This is a genomic window from Agromyces litoreus (assembly GCF_040496015.1).
Classification (GTDB): Bacteria; Actinomycetota; Actinomycetes; order Actinomycetales; family Microbacteriaceae; genus Agromyces; species Agromyces litoreus.
This window is the reverse complement of record NZ_JBEPKA010000002.1, coordinates 1-17,648: the sequence shown is the minus strand read 5'-3', so window position 1 is coordinate 17,648 and position 17,648 is coordinate 1. Positions and strand designations below refer to the sequence as shown.

General features: G+C 72.1%; 16 protein-coding genes. 5 read left to right on the top strand and 11 right to left on the bottom strand.

The window, feature by feature from the left end; translation table 11 throughout:
• The first annotated feature begins 63 nt into the window (after window positions 1-63).
• Window positions 64-933: an MOSC domain-containing protein gene (locus tag ABME01_RS01640; protein WP_353826623.1), complete on the top strand. Its 870-nt coding sequence runs from the start codon at window positions 64-66 to the stop codon at window positions 931-933.
• A 42-nt stretch (window positions 934-975) separates the two neighbouring features.
• On the opposite strand, the gene ABME01_RS01635 is transcribed toward ABME01_RS01640, so the two are convergent.
• Complete coding sequence (locus tag ABME01_RS01635; protein WP_353826622.1) at window positions 976-1,605, bottom strand: hemerythrin domain-containing protein; 630 nt, start codon at window positions 1,603-1,605, stop codon at window positions 976-978.
• A gap of 186 nt (window positions 1,606-1,791) precedes the next feature.
• Complete coding sequence (locus ABME01_RS01630) at window positions 1,792-2,154, bottom strand: winged helix-turn-helix transcriptional regulator (protein ID WP_353826621.1); 363 nt, start codon at window positions 2,152-2,154, stop codon at window positions 1,792-1,794.
• A gap of 97 nt (window positions 2,155-2,251) precedes the next feature.
• Between ABME01_RS01630 and ABME01_RS01625 the strand changes: the two genes are divergently transcribed.
• Together ABME01_RS01625 and ABME01_RS01620 are read left to right on the top strand one after the other, a co-directional pair.
• Window positions 2,252-3,124: an SDR family oxidoreductase gene (locus ABME01_RS01625; protein WP_353826620.1), complete on the top strand. Its 873-nt coding sequence runs from the start codon at window positions 2,252-2,254 to the stop codon at window positions 3,122-3,124.
• A gap of 229 nt (window positions 3,125-3,353) precedes the next feature.
• Window positions 3,354-5,663 (top strand): immune inhibitor A domain-containing protein, encoded by a 2,310-nt coding sequence (locus ABME01_RS01620; RefSeq protein WP_353826619.1) that lies wholly within the window; start codon window positions 3,354-3,356, stop codon window positions 5,661-5,663.
• Between the two features lie 108 nt (window positions 5,664-5,771).
• Here ABME01_RS01620 and ABME01_RS01615 read toward each other — a convergent pair whose 3' ends face one another.
• From ABME01_RS01615 to ABME01_RS01580, 8 genes are all read right to left on the bottom strand, one after another.
• Window positions 5,772-5,972, bottom strand: coding sequence for a hypothetical protein (locus ABME01_RS01615; protein ID WP_353826618.1), 201 nt, complete (start codon window positions 5,970-5,972; stop codon window positions 5,772-5,774).
• Between the two features lie 128 nt (window positions 5,973-6,100).
• The gene (locus ABME01_RS01610) at window positions 6,101-7,555 is read right to left on the bottom strand and encodes a sulfatase family protein (RefSeq protein WP_353826617.1); all 1,455 of its coding nucleotides are present in this window, start codon (window positions 7,553-7,555) and stop codon (window positions 6,101-6,103) included.
• Window positions 7,555-9,072, bottom strand: a complete 1,518-nt coding sequence (locus ABME01_RS01605; RefSeq protein ID WP_353826616.1) for a sulfatase family protein — start codon at window positions 9,070-9,072, stop codon at window positions 7,555-7,557. Before ABME01_RS01605 ends, ABME01_RS01610 begins: the two co-directional genes overlap by 1 nt.
• A gap of 7 nt (window positions 9,073-9,079) precedes the next feature.
• A complete protein-coding gene (locus tag ABME01_RS01600; protein ID WP_353826615.1) occupies window positions 9,080-10,099 on the bottom strand; it encodes an aliphatic sulfonate ABC transporter substrate-binding protein in 1,020 nt (339 codons plus the stop codon).
• A gap of 70 nt (window positions 10,100-10,169) precedes the next feature.
• Window positions 10,170-10,976, bottom strand: coding sequence for an ABC transporter ATP-binding protein (locus tag ABME01_RS01595; RefSeq protein ID WP_353826614.1), 807 nt, complete (start codon window positions 10,974-10,976; stop codon window positions 10,170-10,172).
• On the bottom strand, window positions 10,973-11,854 hold the full coding sequence (locus ABME01_RS01590; RefSeq protein WP_353826613.1) for an ABC transporter permease: 882 nt from the start codon (window positions 11,852-11,854) through the stop codon (window positions 10,973-10,975). The genes ABME01_RS01595 and ABME01_RS01590 overlap by 4 nt, the downstream gene beginning before the upstream one ends.
• 34 nt (window positions 11,855-11,888) lie before the next feature.
• A complete protein-coding gene (locus tag ABME01_RS01585) occupies window positions 11,889-13,121 on the bottom strand; it encodes an ROK family transcriptional regulator (protein WP_353826612.1) in 1,233 nt (410 codons plus the stop codon).
• Window positions 13,122-13,343: 222 nt separating this feature from the next.
• Entirely contained in the window at window positions 13,344-13,772 is a 429-nt protein-coding gene (locus tag ABME01_RS01580) for an Hsp20/alpha crystallin family protein (protein WP_353826611.1), read from the bottom strand.
• A 175-nt stretch (window positions 13,773-13,947) separates the two neighbouring features.
• On the opposite strand from ABME01_RS01580, the gene ABME01_RS01575 reads away from it, so the two are divergent.
• Together ABME01_RS01575 and ABME01_RS01570 are read left to right on the top strand one after the other, a co-directional pair.
• A complete protein-coding gene (locus ABME01_RS01575) occupies window positions 13,948-14,826 on the top strand; it encodes a bifunctional helix-turn-helix transcriptional regulator/GNAT family N-acetyltransferase (RefSeq protein WP_353826610.1) in 879 nt (292 codons plus the stop codon).
• Between the two features lie 84 nt (window positions 14,827-14,910).
• Window positions 14,911-16,059 (top strand): amidohydrolase family protein, encoded by a 1,149-nt coding sequence (locus tag ABME01_RS01570; RefSeq protein WP_353826609.1) that lies wholly within the window; start codon window positions 14,911-14,913, stop codon window positions 16,057-16,059.
• A gap of 41 nt (window positions 16,060-16,100) precedes the next feature.
• Here ABME01_RS01570 and ABME01_RS01565 read toward each other — a convergent pair whose 3' ends face one another.
• A complete protein-coding gene (locus ABME01_RS01565; protein WP_353826608.1) occupies window positions 16,101-17,294 on the bottom strand; it encodes a hypothetical protein in 1,194 nt (397 codons plus the stop codon).
• Window positions 17,295-17,648: the final 354 nt, after the last annotated feature.

Genomic DNA, 17,648 nt, shown 5'->3' with positions numbered 1-17,648 from the left:
GGGCACCCGACACGGCCGATGCTCGCCGGCGACGACCAGCGGGGCGTCGGCTAGCGTGGCGGGATGCAGGTGACCCGGCTCCGCGTCTACCCGGTGAAGTCGTTCGCGGGCCGGGACGTGACCTCGGCGCTCGTGCGGCCGTGGGGGCTCGAGGGCGACCGGCGCTGGGGCGTCGTCGATCCGGACGGCACGCCGGTGACCGCGCGCGAGCGGAACGCGCTGCTCGGCCTCACCGCGGAGCCGCTCGCCGACGGGAGCCTGCTCCTCGCGGCACCCGGCGACCCCGAGCCGCTGCGCGTCGACGTGCCGTTCGACGCGACGCCCGTCGCCGTCGGGCACTCGCGCCAGCGCGAGGCACTGCCGGCCGGCGAGGAGGCGGACGCCTGGCTGAGCGCGCGCCTGCGCACCCCGCTCCGGCTCGTCTGGCAGCCCGATCCGCTGCGCCGGCCCGTGAACCCCGCGCACGGCGGGCTCCCGGGCGAGGGGCTGACGCTCGCGGACGCCGGACCCCTCCTGCTCGCGAGCGAGGCGTCGCTCGCGCAGCTCGACGCCTGGACGCCCGACGACGTCGCGCCGCTGGACGTCGTGCGGTTCCGCCCGAACGTGGTCGTCGACGGCGACGAGCCGTTCGCCGAGGACGCCTGGAGCCACGTTCGCCTCGGCGGCATCCGGTTCCGGGTGACCGAGGCCTGCGACCGGTGCGCGATGACGCTGGTCGACCCCACCACGCTGGAGCGAGGGAAGGAACCGATCCGCACCCTCGCCCGGCACCGCAAGTGGGACGGTGCGACCTGGTTCGGCATCCGGATCGTCCCCGAGCTGGAGGCGTCCGGCCCGCACCGCCTCGCCGTCGGGGACGTCGTCGAGGCGGAGGCGGCCCCGGATGGCGGGGCCGTGTCGACGCGGGTCGAACGGGGCGCGCCCGCGGACTGACCCGTGGGCGGGCTGACGCCGCCGGGCGGCGGCGCACGCGCGTCAGGCGCGCGGCTCCCCGGTCAGCGCCGCACGGTTCGCCGCGTAGTCGCGACGGCCGACGAGCCGCCAGGCGATCCGCCCCGGCACGGGCATGTGCTCGCGCAGCCACTCGTTCCCACCGTCGGGCTGCGCGGCGAGGATGGCGCCGAGCTGCTGCCACGTCTTGCCCTTGGGGGTGGACTTCCGCCCGTGCTCGCCGGCGGCATCCACCTCCTTCTGCGTGAGCACGGTCTCCATCACCGGCACGATGTTGGCCTCCTCATCGGGGAGGTGGACGGCGAGCGCCTCGTTGATGCCGTGCAGGGCGGCGAGCACGGGCACCGCGTCGCGCGCCCGGCCGTGCGCCCGGAAGTCGGGGAGCGCGGCGTCGAGCTCGCGCAGGTGCACGAGCATCGCGGCGTGCTGCTCCTTCATCCGGTCGACGTGGGCGGCGCACGCGGGCGCGCGCTCGTCGAGCGTGTCCCAGAGGTTGGCGTCCTCGAACTCGTGATGCGCGTGGAGGCTGCCGGAGATGAGCGACAGGTGGTCGCCGACGACGTCCGCGTGCGCGGAGTCGCCCTCGGCCACGCGCCCGACGAGTTCGGGGCCCTCGGCGAACTCGGCCCGGAACATCCGATGGATCTCGATCATGCCTCGCGCGTCGCACGTCTTCGCCGCCGTGCCGGCGCGGTCTCCGGGACGTTCGCCGCTCGGCGGCAGTGCGGATGCGGCCATGTGATCCCCCGATCATCGGCGACGGATGCTGCTGAGCGAGACGCTACGACCGTCGAGGGCGGCGGGCAATCCCCGCGCTGACCCGCATCCGGGTGGCATCCGTCACCGCGCGACGATCCCGTCCGCGTGCCCGGCGATCCACTCCACCAGCGGGAGCATCCGGTCCATGAGCCCGCGACCCAGGTCGGTGAGGGCGTACTCGACGCGCGGCGGCACCTCGGGATGGCTCGTGCGGGAGACGAGCCCGTCGGCCTCGAGCGTCCGGAGCGTCGAGGCGAGCATCTTCTCGCTGATGCCCTCGACCTCGCGTCGCAGTTCGCCCCATCGGAGCGTGCCGTCGGTGAGCGCGAGGAGCACGAGCACGCCCCACTTGCTCATGACGTGGTCGAGCACCACCCGGGTCGGGCAGCCGTCGGTGAAGACCTCGCCCGAGGTCTCCCGGATCTGCGCAAGACTTACCACCATGTGGGTACCTTACTTCAAAGTGGGTACCGATGAAATGGAAGATATCGGACGACGCTCGGGTTGGGCCCGGTGTACCGAATCGGAAGGGATTCCCACCATGACCATCCTCGTCACCGCCGCATCCGGCCACCTCGGCCGCCTCGTCGTCGAGTCGCTGCTCGAGCGCGGCGCCGCCGCGTCCGACCTGGTCGCCGCCGCCCGCGACACGTCGAAGCTCGCCGACCTCGCCGCCCGCGGCATCCGCACCGTCGAGCTCGACTACGCGCGCCCCGAGACGATCGCCCCGGCCCTCGAGGGCGTGCACGCGATGCTGCTCGTGTCGGGCACCGAGTTCGGCGAGCGCGTCGCGCAGCACCGCAACGTGATCGAGGCGGCCGCGGCGGCCGGTGTCGCGAAGCTCGCGTACACGAGCGGCCCGAAGGCCGACACCAGCGAGCTCGTGCTGATGCCCGAGCACCGGGGCACCGAGGCGGTCATCGCCGAGGCGGGCGTGCCCGCGGTGATCCTGCGCAACAACTGGTACACCGAGAACTACGCACCGGACGTCGAGCGCGCGGCCGAGACGGGCGTCATCGCCGCCGCGACGGGAGCCGGCCGGGTCGCGTCCGCGCCGCGCCGCGACTACGCCGAGGCCGCCGCGGTCGTGCTCCTCGAGGAGGGCCACGTCGGCGAGGTGTACGAGCTGGGCGGCGATGCGCCGTGGACGTTCGCGGAGCTCGCCGCCGCGGCATCCGAGGTGCTCGACCGCGACGTCGCATTCGTCGACCAGACGCCCGCCGAGCGCGAGGCATCCCTCGTCGCGGCCGGCCTGGACGAGGGGACCGCGGGCTTCGTCGCCGCGATCGACGCCGGCATCGCGCGCGGCGACCTCGCCGACTCGGACGGCACGCTCTCGCGCCTGATCGGCCGCCCGACGACCGCCCTCGCGGAAGCGCTCCGCGGCCTCGTCGGAACGCGGCGCGTCGCCTGACCGCATTCGGCGATCACGCCCGAGGTCGCACGAATCGACGTCCGCGTGCACCGCACCCGCGGTTCGTGCGACCTCACGTCGCTGGGGCGGCGATGCTGCGACGGACCCATGCGCGATTGATGAGGCTTCGTCAAGACCCTTCGGCACTCTTCCCCCCGTCCGGGGGTGCGTGTTAGCGTCCCTCTCACTTGCCCGGGAATCCCGGGCGAATTCCCTGTAAGGAGAGCACGTGACGTCACGCACGCGCGGATTGCTCGCTGTCGCCGCAGCGAGCGCGACGATGGTCGCCGGAGCCGCATTCGGACCGGCCGCGATCGCCGCCCCCGCCAACGATTCACCCTCGGCCGAGGCGCGAGCGGCCGAGGCCCGACCCGACAACCGACCCGGCCCGCTCACGGAACGGCAGAACGAGCGCCGCAAGGCCGCGCAGCGCCTCATCCTGTCGGGCCAGGCCGCGCCCGGCGAGGACGGCACCGTCCAGCTCGCCGACGACAAGTACTACCAGGCCGCCGTCACAGGCACCGGCCAGGTGTTCACGATCCTCTCCGAGTTCGGCGACCAGGGCAGCGGCAAGCTCGGCACCGAGCCCGGCCCGCTGCACAACCAGATCCCCGAGCCCGACCGCACGGTCAACAACAGCACGCACTGGCGCAGTGACTTCGACCAGGCGTACTACGACGACCTCTTCTTCGGCCCGGGCGAGTCGTTCGCGGACTTCTACTCGAAGCAGTCCTCCGGCAACTACACGGTCTCCGGCGAGGTCAGCGACTGGGTGCAGGTGCCCGGCAACGCGTCGACCTACGGCGACAACTCCGTCGAGGACTACGGCGGGGCCTGGCAGTTCATCGAGGACTCCGGCAACGCGTGGTACGACGCGCAGGTCGCGGCCGGCAAGAGCCTGGCCGAGATCGAGGCCGAGCTCGCGAGCTTCGACGTGTGGGACCGCTACGACTACGACGGCGACGGCGACTTCGACGAGCCCGACGGCTACCTCGACCACTTCCAGGCCGTGCACGCCGGCGAGGGCGAGGACGCCGGCGGCGGCCTCCAGGGCGACGACGCGATCTGGTCGCACCGCTGGTACGTGAACTCGACCGACTTCGGCAAGACCGGTCCGACCGTCGGCGGCACCCAGGTCAAGTACGGCGGCGCGCAGATCGGCGACACCGGCTTCTGGATCGGCGACTACACGGTCGAGCCCGAGAACGGCGGGCTCGGCGTGTTCGCCCACGAGTACGCGCACGACCTCGGCCTGCCCGACTTCTACGACACCGCCGGCGGCGAGAACTCGACGGGCTTCTGGACCCTCATGTCGAGCGGCTCGTGGCTCGGCGAGGGCGGCGACGACATCGGCACCAAGCCGAACTACATGGGCCCGTGGGAGAAGCTCCAGCTCGGCTGGCTCGACTACGCGGTCGTGAGCGAGGGCGAGTCCGGCGACTACACGCTGAGCCCGGCCGCGCTGCAGTCCGTCGGCCAGGAGCAGGCGCTCGTCATCGACGTGCCCGACTCCGGCATCACCACCGAGTACACGACGCCCTACTCGGGCGCGAACGCCTGGTGGACCGGCAGCGCCGACGACCTGAACACGACCCTGACGCGCACGCTCGACCTCACCGGCGTGAGCTCGGCGACCGTCACGGCCAAGGCCTGGTACGACATCGAGGCCGGCTACGACTACCTGTACGGCGAGTACTCGACGGACGGCGGCGCCAACTGGACCCAGATCGGCCAGCCGCTGGACGGCTCGTCGAACGGCCGCTGGTCGACCCTGCGATACAGCGTCCCCGGCGGCGCCGAGGTGCAGTTCCGATTCCGCTACCAGACCGACGGCGGCGTGCACTACGCCGGCGCGTTCATCGACGACATCGTGGTCAAGAGCGGCGGCACCACGCTGCTCACCGACAAGGTCGAGTCGGGTGACAACGGCTGGACGGCCGCCGGCGGCGGCTTCAAGCGCAGCACCGGCACCGAGACGAGCATCGGCGACCGCTACTACCTCGTCGAGAACCGTACCTACGTCGGCTACGACGCCACGCTCGAGCACGGCCCGTACCAGTTCGACCGCGGCTACACGATGCCCGACCACGTCGAGCACTTCCCGTTCCAGGACGGCATGCTCGTCTGGGCGATCGACGAGGCCTACGGCGACAACAACACCATCGAGCACCAGGGCCACGGCCTCGCGCTGCCGGTGGACTCGCACGCGGCCAAGTTCACCTACGCCGACGGCTCGGCGCCGAGCAACCGCCGCCAGCCGTACGACGCCACCTTCGGCCTGCAGACCATCGACGCGGTGACCCTGCACAAGGAGGTCCTGGTCGGCAAGGGCAAGAGCCAGAAGGTGGACTACATCGGCGCCACCGGTTCGGACGGGACGACGCAGCAGACGGCGACCTTCTCGGACGCCGACCCGAACGCGTTCTTCCACTCGTCGAACCCGCTCGGCGGCGTGATCGTCGCCGGCCACGGCGTCGAGGTCACCGTGACCTCGCAGACCACGGGCGGCACGATGACGGTCCACGTCGTCAACCCGTGAGCTGAGGCCGCACCCATCCGGAACGGATGACACGACGGGCCCGTCCCCTTCCCGGGGGCGGGCCCGTCGCTCGTTCCGTGCGCTGCGCGCGTCGCCGCGACGACGCGTTCAGTGCGCGCCGCGCAGGTATCCGAGGTGCAGGCGCTCGCGCAGCCCCAGGCCGACGGACGGCCGGCGGGTCGGCGCGGGGCCGGCGGTGCGCTCCGCCGCCCGCGCCCGCGCCCGGACGCGGCGCTCGGCGACGGACTCGGCGAGACGCTGGTCGTGCGTCGTGATCTGCTGTGCGAGGAAGCCGTGTGCGAGGTCCATGATCCCGTTCCCTTCGTGTGCCGGTGGCTGACCACCTGCATCCAGATTCCTCGCTGAGGTGGGCACGCCGGATCGGGAGGGTGCCCTATCTTCGGGCGCCGAGGCGCCTCGGATCGGCCTGAGGTACCTCAGGCCGCGTCGGCCGACGCCTGAGGCAGGCCGGCCGGTCGCGACTGGCTCGGGTGCGGCTCGTCGCCGAGCCGGGCCTGCTCGAGCCACATCGCTCGCTCGAGCTGCTCGCGCACCTCGCGGTACGCGGGGTCGTGGGCGACGTTGCGCAGCTCCTCGGGGTCGCGCTCGAGGTCGTAGAGCTCCCACTCCGGCGGGTACGTGAACGGCCCGGTGCCGGGCAGCCCGAGTCCGTCGTTGTAGAAGTAGATGAGCTTGTACCGGTGCGTGCGGTAGCCGTAGTGCGCGGGCGCCTTGTGGAAGGCGTCGTCGTGCTCCCAGTACCGGTAGTACATGCCATCGGCGGGCGGCGCCGCCGGCTCGCCGACGAGGTCGGGCCAGAAGCTGCGGCCCTGCATGCGCTCGTGCGACGGCGCGCCCGCGGCATCCAGCAGCGTCTGCGCGAAGTCGACGTTCGTGACGATGCCGTCGAACACCCGACCGGCCTCGAGCACGCGCGGGTAGCTCAGCAGCATCGGCATCCGCAGCGACTCCTCGTACATGAACCGCTTGTCGAACCAGCCGTGCTCGCCGAGGAAGAAGCCCTGGTCGCTCGCGTACATGAGCAGGGTGTCGTCGAACTCGCCGCGCTCGCGCAGGCGGTCGATGACCCGGCCCACGTTGTCGTCGACCGAGGCGACGCAGGCGAGGTAGTCCTCCATGAACCGCTGGTACTTCCAGAGCGCGAGCTCCTCGTACGACAGCCCCTCGGGCGGCGCGACCTTGAGGTCCTCCTCGTTCAGGTTCTCCGCGAGGCGCACGAGCGCGCGCCGCGTCGACGACGAACGGGTGTCGTAGTCGTCCCAGAACGTCGAGGGCACGGGGACGCGGTCGCGGAAGCGCTCGGCGTCCTCGGGCTTCGGCTCCCACGGCCGGTGGGGGGCCTTGTGGTAGATCAGCACGCACCACGGGTCGTCGCCCTCGAGCGAGTCGAGCCAGTCGAGCGCGAGGTCGGTGATGCGGTCGGTCGCGTAGCCCTCGACGATGCGCTCCCCCTCGGCCGAGCGGAACAGCGGGTCCCAGTACTCCCCCTGGCCGTCGTGGCCCACGAGGATGTCCCAGTAGTCGAAGCCCTGCGGCGTCGACCCCTCGTGCTCGCCCATGTGCCACTTGCCGACCATCGCCGTGCGGTAGCCCGCGGCCCTCAGCTGCGAGACGAAGGTCGGCTGGCTCGCGTCGATGGGCGTCACGAGCGTCGAGACGCCGTTGACGTGGCTGTAGGTGCCGGTGAGGATCGAGGCGCGGCTCGGCGAGCAGAGCGCGTTCGTGGCGAAGCAGTTGTCGAAGCGCCATCCGTGCTCCGCGATCTCGTCGATGCGCGGCGTCGCGTTCAGCACCGACCCGTAGGCGCCGATCGCCTGCGACCCGTGGTCGTCGGTCAGGATCATGACCACGTTCGGACGGCGCCCGGACATCAGGCGGTCCTCCGCTCGGGCTCGACCGCCTGGTACGTCGTCTCGTCGAGCCCGCTCTGCGTCGGGTCGTAGTCGACCTCGCCGACGTCGTACATCGTCGTCATCCAGTGGTAGAAGTTGTCGCCGCGGTCGCGGAGCAGCCCGTAGAGGCGCTGCATCATCGTGTTCCGGACCGGGCTCATCTCGGGGTGCTCGTAGACGTTCCGCAGTTCGTCGGGGTCGCGTTCGAGGTCGTACAGCTCGTTGACCGAGTCGGGGTTCACGACGAGCTTGTACCGGTCGTTGCGGAGCATCCGCTGCGGGTACGGGAAGTGGTGGCCGTGGAACTCGCACACGATGTCGTCGGCCCATTCGGGGTGCTCGCCCGCGGCGAGCGGCACCAGGCTGCGGGAGTCGACGGCCGGCGCCGGGTCGATGCCGGCGAGCTCGAGGATCGTCGCCGTGCAGTCGAGCAGGCTGACGAACTCGGTGCGGACCTGACCGGCGGGGCCGCCGGGGATCCGGAGGATGCCCGGGGTGCGGTAGATGTCCTCGTACATCGCCGGCCCCTTGTCGTGCAGGCGGTGCGACCCGGTGAACTCGCCGTGGTCGCAGGTGAAGAACACGGCGGTGTCGTCCACGAGGCCGAGGCGCTCGACCGCCTCCATGACGCGGCCGATCTGCTCGTCGATGAGGGCGACGTAGCCCCAGTAGACCGCGATGAGCTTGCGCGTCACCTCGATCGGCATGGTGTCGAACGTCCAGTGCGCGCTGTAGTTGCGCTGCACGGGGGGCTTTCCCTCGAAGGTCTCGGCGATCGAGCGGGGCAGCTCGACCTCGGCCGGGTCGAACCGGTCGAAGTACTCGTCGGGGACGATGTACGGCAGGTGCGGTCCGAAGAAGTTGAGCTCGAGGAAGAACGGACGGTCGTCGCGGTCGGCGTCGGCGGCGTAGCGCTCGAGCAGTTCGATGGTGCGCGTCGCCAGGTAGTACTCGAAGGTCGCCTCCACCGGCTGGTGGAGCCGGGCAGCCAGCAGGTTGCCCGGCCCACCGTTCGGCAGGGTGCCGCGGATGCGGTCGCTGATCGCGTACGGCGGCAGGCCGCGCTCCGCCAGGAAGCCGAGGTAGTCCTCGTTCTCGACCGGGTTGTGCCAGCCGGGCAGGTCGGGGCCGTCGAACCCGAAGTCCGCGGCGTCCCTCTCCGTCCCGGCGTGCCACTTGCCCACGAGCCCCGTGTTGTAGCCCTTCTCGCGCAGCGCCTCCACGAAGGTGAAGGTGCCCTCGGCGAGGTCCTCGAGGTAGCCCACGTTGCGCTCGTGGTTGGCGAGCACGCGGTGGCGGAAGGGGGCCTGGCCGGTCAGCAGGCTCGCGCGAGCCGGCGTGCAGATCGCGGTCGGCGTGTACCAGCGGTCGAACCGCGTGCCCGTGCGGGCCAGCTCGTCGAGCACCGGCGTCGCGGCCGTCGCGTTGCCGTACGCCCCGAGCGTGTCCGCCCGGTGCTGGTCGGTCATGAGGAAGAGGATGTTGCTCGGCTTCATGGCTGGACTACTCGCCTGCCTGCACGAACAGGTCGCCGGTGTAGAACGAGGTGTCGACCGCGCTGTCGAGCTTCCCGGAGCCGACGAAGTAGTCGACCATGCCGGTCAGCCACGAGTCGACCGTGCCGTCCTCGGTGAGGGTGTCGAGCTCGTCGAGCGAGAGCACCTTGTTGTTCGCGGCGTCCGCGGCCACGGCGTCCTCGTCGAGCGCGTTGTACGCGGCGGTGAGGGCGATGGCCTCGTCGGGGTTCTCGTAGCGGAACGTGATGGCGTCGCGCAGCGCCTTCAGCACGCGCTCGACCTTCTCGGGCTCGTTCTCGACGACGTCGTTGCCGGCGACGAAGGCGGTCGGGAACGCGACCGTGTCCTCGAAGTCGGAGTTCTGGGCGATCTCGACGAGGTCGGGCACCTGCTCCTTGACGGTCGCGAGGGCGGGGTACCAGAACCCGGCGCCGTCGACCTGGCCCGAGGCCAGCGCCGAGACGATCGCCGACGGCTCCATCGGCACCAGCTCGACGTCGTCCTTGGTCATGCCCGCCTCGTCGAGCGCGAGCGTGAGGATCATGTCGCCCGAGGTGCCCTCGGGAACGGCGACGGTCTTGCCGCGCAGGTCCTCCATCGACTCGATGCCCGGCTGGCCGACGACGCGGTCGGACTGGCCGAGGGTGTTCATCGCGACGATCTTCGCCTCGCCGGTCGCCGGCAGCCAGAAGGCGCCCGGCCCGATGTAGCCGAAGTCGAGGTCGCCCGTGCCGAGCGCCTGGATCTGCAGCGGGCCGTTGGTGAACGACGGCGTCTCGACCTCGAGGCCGTACTTCGCCCAGTAGCCCTGGTCGGCGGCGACGGCCAGCAGGCTCGTGCCGTTGAAGTCGGGGATGTACCCGAAGTTCACCTTCAGGACGTCGTCGTACTCGCTGTCCGCGGCGGCCGAGGCGCCACCGCCGGAGTCGGCGGCGCATCCGGTGGCGAGGAGGGCGACGGCGGCGCCGACGGCGGCCGCGCCGAGGAGCTTCCTGGAGAATCGCATGGCTGTGCTTCCCTTCATCGGGGTTCGGTGATTTCGGTGCTGGGTGGGTGATGGACGGAACGGCGCCGCGTCAGTGCGACGCGCCCCCGGCGACGACGCCGGGCTCCTGGTGGTACACCGCGTGCCAGACGCGGTTGCGCAGTTCCCCGAACTCGGGGCTCAGGCGCACGTCCTCCGTACGGGGGTACGGCAGGTCGACGTCGATGACCTCGTAGATCCGGCCGGGCCGGGCGGCCATGACGACCACCCGGTTGGCGAGGAACACGGCCTCGTCGACGTCGTGCGTGATGAACATGACCGTCCGCTTCTCGCGGCTCCACGTGTCGAGCAGCTGCTCCTGCAGCTTCACGCGCGTGAGGGCGTCGAGGGCGCCGAACGGTTCGTCCATCAGCAGGATCGAGGGGTCGACGGCGTAGGCGCGGGCGATGGCGCACCGCTGCTTCATGCCGCCGGAGAGCATCTTCGGGAGGGCGTCGGCGAACTGCTGCAGCCCGACCATCTCGATGAAGTGGTCGGCACGCTCGCGGCGCTGCGCCTTCGGCACGCCGTTCACCTTGAGCCCGAACTCCACGTTCCTGCGGACCGAGAGCCACGGGAACAGGGCGTACTGCTGGAAGATGACGCCGCGCTCGGGGCCGGGCCCGGAGACCGCGCGTCCGTCGACCAGCGCCTCGCCCGAGGTGGGCGTCTCGAGGCCGGCGAGCACGTTCATGAGGGTCGACTTGCCGCAGCCCGAGGGTCCGACGACGGTGACGAACTCGTTGTCGGCGATGTCGATCGAGACGCGGTCGAGGGCGGTGAACTCCTCGCCCTTCAGCGGGAAGGTCTTGGTGACGTCGCGGACGGAGATCTTGGCGTCGGTGGTCGTGGTGGTCATCGTCGTTCCTGCCATCCGGTCAGCTTGGTCTCGGCGAAGAGGAGCAGGCGGTCCATGACCAGGCCGAGGATGCCGATCAGGACGATGCCCACGAAGATGGTCGCCAGGTCGTAGTAGATCTGCGCCTCCTGCATCCGTCGCCCGAGGCCGGCCTGCGCGGCCAGCAGCTCGGCGGCGACGAGCGTGGCCCACGCGGAGCCGAGGCCGACGCGCATCCCGACGAGGATGAACGGGGTCGACGCGGGGACCACCACGCGGGCGAAGATCGTGCCGTCCTTCGCACCGAGCACGCGAGCCGCGTTGATCAGCGTGCGGTCGACGCTCACCACGCCCTGGTACGTCGAGATGACGCAGGCGAGGAAGGCCGCGAGGAAGATCACGACGACCTTCGGGATCTCGCCGATGCCGAGCAGCACGAGCACGAGCGGCAGCAGCGCGAGCGGCGGGATGGTGCGGAAGAACTGGATCCACGGTTCGAAGAGCCCTCGGGCGACCGTGTACCAGCCCATGAGGAATCCGACGGGGATGGCCGCGGCCGAGCCGAGCAGGAAGCCGGCGAGCACGCGGCCGAGGCTCGCGAGGATGTCCTCCTGGAGGATGCCGGCGTTCCAGAGCTGGACCGCCTTCTGCACGACCTCGGGCGGCGTCGGCAGCTGGAAGCCGTTCAGCGCGAGCAGCCACCAGATCGCGATGCCGCCGATGATCGAGACGGCGTTGAGGAGGAGGAGCTTGGCGCGGGTGCCGAGCTTGCGGCGCGTGCGCCGCCCGGCCGGACGCGGCCCGTCGGCGGGCAGGTTCTCGTGGACGGCGGTCGAGGTCATCGTGAAGGGCTGGATGTCCGCGCGGGACGGCGCGTTCCGTGGGTGCACCTGGGTCATGGCCGACCCCCGGCGCCGAGGCGGGATGAGGCGTTCACAGTGCGCTCCTTTGCTGCGGTGCGAGTTCGGCGGATGCCGCGGGGTCGGGGTATCCGGCGAGGAGTGGGGACTGGTGGAAGATCGCGGCGATGGCGCCGAGCGCGCCGTCGCTGTCGCGCAGCTGCGCCGGGCGCAGGATGTGCGGCTGGTCGGAGGGGATCGAGTAGAGCTCGTAGCGCAGGGTGGCGGCGGCCTGCTCGACGAGCACGGGCGCGATGCGCACGATCTCGCCGCCGATGACGACCTCGCGGGGGTTCAGCGTCATGGCCGCGGCGCCGAGCACCCGACCGACCGTCGTGCCGACCTCGCGCAGCACGGCGTCGACGGCGGGGTCGCCCTTCGCCACCGCCCCGGCCAGGTCGGCGAGGGTGTCGACGTCGGCGCCCGCGGCGCGGCAGGCGCGGAGGATGGCGGGGACCGAGGCGATGGTCTCGAGGCATCCGCGCTTGCCGCAGCGGCACGGGGCGCCCGCGGCGTCGGCGGTCACGTGCCCGAGCTCGCCCGCGAACCCGCGCGACCCGGTGACGAGCCGTCCGTTGACGACGAGTCCGCCGCCGACGCCGTCGGAGAGCCGGACGTAGATGAGGTTGTCCACCGCGTCCGGCCGGTTGATCGCCTCGGCGAGCGCAGCGAGCCGGGTGTTGTTGTCGACGACGACCGGGGCGCCGAACCGCTCGGCGAAGGCCGCGTCGACGCCGTCGGGCGCGAGCTGCTTCTTCCAGCCGACCGCGGGGATGCCGGGGCGGGCGCCGTTGTAGGGACCGGGCACGCCGATGCCGATCGACTGCAGGGCGCCGAAGTGCACCCCGGCGTCGCGGCCGACGCGGTCGATGAGCTCGAACGCGAGGTCGAGCCGGTCGGCCCAGGCGGTGTCGTCGTCGTAGCGCTCGACGCCCTGGGCGATGACCTCGTGCGCGGCGTCCGCGACGGCGACGTGCACGCGGCGGTGGCCGAAGTCGACGCCGAGGAACTGCCCGGACCCGGGGTCGAGCGCGAGCCGCTCGGCGGGGCGTCCACTGCCGGCGCGGGTCGCGGCATCCGTGTCGGCGACGATGATCGCGCCCCGCTGCAGCAGGCTCGCGGTGATCTCGGAGAGCGTGGTCCGGCTGAGCCCGATCCGCTTGGCGAGCTCGCCGCGGCTCATCGCGCCGTGGGTGCGGAGGGCGGCGAGCACGCGCTCCTCGTGGGTCCTCCTCACGAGGGCGTGGACTCCGGTCGTCGTCGACATGCCAGCAAGGTTCGCAACCTCGAATTTTTCCGTCAACACCCCGACAGAAAAACTTCTCGGATCGACCAGATCCCGGGCAGAACGGATGGCGCGCTCCGCCCGGCAACGGGGCGACCCGCGTCCCGGAACGCACGAAGCGGGGCGGATGCCTCGCATCCGCCCCGCTTCTGATGGGTCTCGGTCCGCCGCGCGCGACCGGGTCGGCCGGGCGGCGGCGCCGGATCAGCTGCCGCTCGCGACTTCCTTCGGCTCCTCGGCGCTCGAGCGCACCTCGACCTTGCGCGGCTTGGCGCGCTCGGAGACGGGGATGATCACGCTGAGCACGCCGTTGTCGTAGTGCGCGCTGATGCCGGCGGTGTCGATGCCGTCGCCGACGGTGAGCTGGCGCAGGAACGAGCCGCTCGGCCGCTCGTGCGCGAGCCACTGCACGTCGTCGTTGCGCAGCGTGCGCTCGGCGCGGATGGTGAGCAGCTGGCCGTCGACGTCGATGTCGATCGAGCCGGGGTCGACCCCGGGCAGGTCGGCGGACAGGACGTAGTGGTCGCCGTCGCGGTGCAGGTCGATCGGCATCATCCGCGGGCCCTGTCGCGTGTCGACGAGGCTGGCCGCGAGGCGGTCGAGGTCGCGGAACGGATCCCAGGTCATGGCCATGAGCGTCTCCTCTCGATGGAGTTCCAGAGTTGAGTCACCTTGACTCACGTTGAGTTCAGGTTAGCACTCTCGACACGAGAGTGCCAGCGTCGAACGGCCTCGGATCGGCACGTTGGCGGGCTGTTCGCCGAGGGCGAAGCGCCCGTCCAGGCACTCTCTGACTAGAGTCAGAGATATGGACGCCATCGCCAGGGTGCGCAGCTTCAACCGCACGGTCACCGAGCGCATCGGCGCGCTCGACGACGGCTACCTCGCCCGCGGGCGACCGCTCGGGCAGTCGCGACTCCTGTGGGAGATCGGCGACGACGGAGCCGAACTGCGCGACCTGCGCGACCGCCTCGACCTCGACTCGGGGTACCTCAGCCGGCAGCTGCGCGCGCTCGAGGCCGACGGGCTCGTGCGCGTCGAGCCCTCGCTCGACGACTCGCGCGTGCGCGTCGTGCGCCTCACCGACCGCGGCCGCGCCGAGCGCGGCGAGCTCGACCGGCTCTCCGACGCGCTCGTCGGCGGCATCCTCGACCCCCTCACCGACCGGCAGCGCACGCGCCTGCTCGAGGCGATGGACGAGGTGCGCCGACTCATGACCGCCTCGGCGATCGAGGTGCGCGTCGTCGGCCCGGCCGAGCCCGCCGCCCGCGCCAGCGTCGCCGCGTACTACGCCGAGCTCGCCGAACGGTTCGACCTCGGGTTCGACCCCGCCGTGACCCGGCAGACGCCCGACGACGGGTTCACCGAGCCGCGCGGCATATTCCTCGTCGCGTTCCTGCACGGCGAGCCGGTCGGCTGCGTCGGGCTCAAGCTGCACCCTGCGGCGCCCGCGGAGATCAAGCGCATGTGGGTCTCGCGCGAGGTGCGCGGGCTCGGGCTCGGCGGCCGGCTGCTCCGCGAGGTCGAGGCCGCCGCGCGGCGGCTCGGCGCGCGCGTCGTGCGGCTCGACACGAACCGGTCGCTCACCGAGGCGATCGCGATGTACCGCGCGCACGGGTACGACGAGATCGCCGACTTCAACGGCGAGCCGTACGCCGACTTCTGGTTCGAGAAGCGGCTCGGCTGAGGCGTCGCGAGCGCGAGCGAGGGCGCGAGGTCCGGCGCGGGCGCCTCGCTCGCGGTCCGCGGCCGTTCGCGAGAGGATCGCGGCATGGCCGGCGACGCGCACGGGCGACTCGCGGCGGCGATCAGGGCGATGCCGCTCGTCGACCACCACGTGCACGGCCTCCTCGCCGATCCGACCGACGCCGAGCTCGTCGGCGCGCTGAGCCAGGCCGCGCAGCCGAGCCCGGCCGACGCGTTCGACAGCCAGCAGGGGTTCGCGCTCCGCCGGCACTGCGCTCCCCTGCTGGGGCTCGACCCGTTCGCGCCGGCCGACGACTACCTCGCGCGCCGCCGCGAGCTCGGCGCCGACGAGGTCGCCCGTCGGCTGCTGGGCGCCTCGGGCATCGCCGCGTACCTCGTCGACGACGGCTTCCGCCCCGACCGGCTCATGCCCGACGAGCGGATGGCGCGGCTCGCCGCCGCCCCGACGTTCCGCATCGCCCGGCTCGAGCGCCTCGCCGAGGGCGTCATGGCCGAGAGCTCGTCGGGCGCGGACTTCGTCGCGCGGCTGACGCCCGCGCTCGAGCGCGCGGCGGAGGCCGCGGTCGGATTCAAGACGATCGCCGCGCACCGGTGCGGTCTCGACCTCGACCCCGAGCGACCGAGCGCCGCGGACGTGCTCGCGGCGGCGACCGCCTGGCATGCGCGCACCCGAGACGACGCGCCCCGCCTCGCCGAGCCCACGATCATCCGCCACCTCATCTGGTGGACGCTCGAGCACGGCCGCGTGCTGCAGGTGCACGCCGGGTTCGGCGACGCCGACCTCGTGCTCGAGCAGGCGAATCCCGCCCGGATGCAGGCGCTCGTGGCCGCGACGGCCGGCACCGGCGGGCGCATCGCGTTCCTGCACTGCCACCCGTACGTGCGCGAGGCGAGCTGGATGGCGCACGTGTTCCCGCACGTCGTCCTCGACGTCGGGCTCGCGGTCGGGTTCCTCGGCGCGAACGCCGACACCGTCGTGCGCGAGGCGTTCGACCTGGCGCCGTTCTCGCGCGTGCTGTTCTCGACCGACGCGTGGGGCGTGCCGGAGCGCGTGCTGCTCGGCGCGCGGCTCTGGCGGGATGCCGCGGCTCGCGTGCTCGCGGGCTACGTCGACGAGCACGGCTGGCCCGAGGCCGAGGCGGTGCGCGTCGCCGAGGGCGTGGCGTGGCGGAACGCCGAGGCGCTCTACGGCCGGACGTTCGTCACGGGATGATCCGATCGGCTCGAGCTCGGAGGACCGGCGGAGCCGTCGGACTACTGACCGCCGCCCATGTCGCCGCCACCGCCGCCGTCGAACCCGCCACCGCCGTCGAACCCGCCGAGGCCGTCGAACCCGGCGCCGCCCCCGCCGTCGTACGCCACGCCGCCGAATCTCGAGTGGTCCCAGAAGTACCCGCCCCGCAGGTCGGCCTGCCAGTACTGCTCGGTGAGCGGCACACCGAACCGCCCGTCGCCCGAGCCGCCGCCCCCGACGGCGATCGGCTGCACGAGCGCGTCCGACACCACCACAAGGCACGAGGCGACCCGATCGGCCCGGTACCCGTCCACGCTCGAATACCACCCGGGCGCGACGTCGCCGAGGCCGAGCACCTCGGCGCACCGGGCGACGAGCTCGCGCTGGTCGAACAGCACGGCCCACGGCAGGACCGCCTCGGCTGTCCCGGGATCGCGGACGTCGGTCGATGCGAGCTCCTCCCGACGACGCACGGCCGCCGTACGCAAGGCGAGGCCCGCGGCGTTCAACGGGATCCAGCGCGGCATCAGCGCCCGCGCGACGAGCGCGACGACCCCGATCGCCATCGGGATCCAGCCGAGCGCCTCGGTCTCCCCCTCACCGAGGAAGACGGCGAGCCAGCCGACGCCCACCGCGAGCACGCCGCCGACGACCGCGGCGCGGAAGCGCCCGGTCGGACGCGGGTCGCGATACACGGCGGCCGCCTGCCCGAACCGCCGGCGAGTGAGCCACATGAGCTCGCCGTTCCGGCCGACGACCCGGTCCGCGGCGACGCTCGCCCCGTGCGCGACCACGTCGCATTCCCCGGTCAGTCCCGGCGAGAACACGGCGATGACGAGGTCGACCGCGGCATCCGTCGACCCGTGCGCGTGGGCCGCGGGCAGGTCGGACCGATAGACCAGCCGGATGTCGCCCGCCGATCCGTCAGTCATGCCGGACCGTCGATCCTCGTACGTGATCGCTCCTGCGAGGGCGAGTTCGGCGACCGCGGCCGGGAGCCACCGGTTCGACGCGGCCCCGAGGACGTACCCGACCGGGAGCAGGCCGACGGTCGCGGGATCGGTCGTGCCGGGACGCACCTCGTCACGTGGAGGGGTCAGCCACGACACGACGAGCGACGCGACCGCACCGACGGCGACGAACGCCGCGGCGAAGGCGATGATCGGGAGGAGGGCGACCCCGAGACCTCCCCCGGAGGATGCAGCGAGTTCCATGCCCACGTTCCCGCCTCGGCGCGACGACCGCCGTCGAGCGCAAGCTACTCCCCTGCCGATTCGTTGCGGGATTCCCCCGAACGAGGGACGTCCCGAGGAGAGCGCGATCGCCGCGATCACCGCTGCGCAGTACATTGACGGGACGGGGCAGCCCGCCACGGCCCCGGACGGGCGACCGCGAGGAGGCGGCATGACCGCGACAGGCCGACGGTTCACGCGAGCCATGGACGAGCGGTTCTGGCGGGGCGTCCAGCTCGGTCCGCACGAGATCACCGTGCAGCGCGACCTGCGGACCCCGATGGACGACGGGGTCGAACTCCTCGGCGACCTCTACCGCCCGGTCGACGTGGACGA